This window comes from Bradyrhizobium sp. MI1.7, from assembly GCF_055811795.1.
Genome location: NZ_JBVVPO010000190.1, coordinates 1 through 1,807 on the forward strand (window position 1 = coordinate 1; position 1,807 = coordinate 1,807).

The following is a 1,807-nucleotide window of genomic DNA, read 5'->3' on the forward strand; positions in this document are numbered from 1 at the left end:
TCGTCGGAGCGGTCACCCTCATTTTTCTCAGCTTCGATTTTCCGGACGAGCCTAAGGCCTAAGTTTAGCAGTGAGACGCGCCTACGACCCGTGTCGCAAAGACTATAAAGCCGTTTCCGCACGTCGCTTTCCGGCAAACCCGACAATGCCGCTCCAAGGCCCGGTGACAGCCGGAAGCGTATCGGTTTGATCGGACCAACGCTCGTGGCTACAACAGCCTATAAACGGACGGCATGGTCCAACCCGCCGGCAACGCGCTTTGGATTGTGTAGCCCTGTTCGGTGTTGTCGATGGCCCCGACCGCTGCATAAAACGTCGAAGCGGACACAGCCGTAGCGAAGTCAAAGCCGTCCGAGCCCGCAGCCACGTTAGCAGCCGTCCGCGCCGTTCCGCTCGATCAATAGAAGTTGACACCATCGACAGTGAACCATGCGAGCTTGCTGCTAGCATCGATGCGGAGGCAAGGCAGTCCGCCCCACAGCAGCGCACTAGGCGGCGTCATACATCTTGGCCCCGCAATACGGCTCGCCAAGATGCGGAGCCACACAGCAAGGCGCAACCATCGTCCTGCTATGGACTGCTCGCTACCTGACCCTGCGGCCCATCGAAGGAACGCCGGCCGAAGCGGGGGACAAAGAGTGTAAAAAGCAAGTCGAACAGCTTTCCGGCACGCGGGTTCGAGTCGTCGACTGGTCAGGACCTCGGCCCGAAAACAGCGCCGGTGACTATTATGGCCCGAACCACTACCGGCCGCATCGAACGCGATATCGCGGACGCCATTCAGTGACCGCTCGCGTCGCATCCCTGGATCTTCTTCGCGGTGCAGCCGCTTTTACCGTCGTCATCCCCCATTACGCCATGACGATGCCGGGGGAGCAAGCGCTGGCGGAAATCATTTCGATCCTCGGCCTTGAGATCTTTTTCGTGCTGTCGGGCTATGTCTGGCGCCAAAGATCATCATGGTGGCAGTCGAACTACGCAAGATGCTCAATCTCGGCATCTTCCTCGCACGCCGCTGGATGCGAACAATCCTCACCCTATCTGGTCGCCCTGCTCATCGCAGCCGCGTACGCTTTTTCTGGACACCTAGCGTTAGCGTCTCGCCCATTCCTAGCCGCCGTTGAGCCAGTTCGGAACTACGGTGGGCCCTCGCCGCCTCTCTAATCGTGTTCCCCTCGGCCCCGCTAACAAGGGTCGAAATCCCTCTTGACGATCATGTCGATTACCGCGCAGCGACCGAGGAGAGTCAGATCTCTCTAGAGTGCGATACGGGGCAGTCAACAACAGCTGGAACATGGCCCTAGCGGCAAGGTATTGCGCCGTGGGGCGGCTGCGTTCCCTTCCACCCATCAGAAGATTTCCGCATCTATCTGAGACACACCACCGCCATGCGCGGCCCCGTTTTCTGATGGAGAGTTCGTATAGAGCAAAATGGCCAGACGTCATGGCACGACCAACCTCAAACAGGAAAGTGACAATGACAATTTTGACAGACAACAACGGTCTGGGTTCCAGGCAGAATTCAAACCACTCAAGTTGCACTATCTGGCGCTCATCGTCTCCCGTGACTATGTGCAAAAAGCGCGCCCGCCGATTCGTCCTTAGCGAGCAAATCCTTCTACTTTCAATTCATCACCTTAACTTCTGCGAACAGCACAATGGCGTCCCCTGAAAACAAGATCGCGCTCTTCATCGATGGGGCCAATCTCTACGCGACGGCGAAAACTCTGGGCTTCGACATCGACTACAAGCGCCTGCTGAAGGAGTTTCAGAGCCGCGGGACGCTGTTGCGGGCGTTCTACTACAC

Annotated in this window: 2 protein-coding genes; both read left to right on the forward strand. The window is 57.8% G+C overall.

Going from position 1 to position 1,807, the window contains the following annotated elements:
* The first annotated feature begins 783 nt into the window (after window positions 1–783).
* The gene (locus tag AC0L3X_RS46995; protein WP_354100671.1) at window positions 784–1,164 is read left to right on the forward strand and encodes an acyltransferase family protein; all 381 of its coding nucleotides are present in this window, start codon (window positions 784–786) and stop codon (window positions 1,162–1,164) included.
* A gap of 494 nt (window positions 1,165–1,658) precedes the next feature.
* On the forward strand, window positions 1,659–1,807 hold a 149-nt coding region (locus AC0L3X_RS47000), incomplete at its 3' end, for an NYN domain-containing protein (protein ID WP_473317594.1).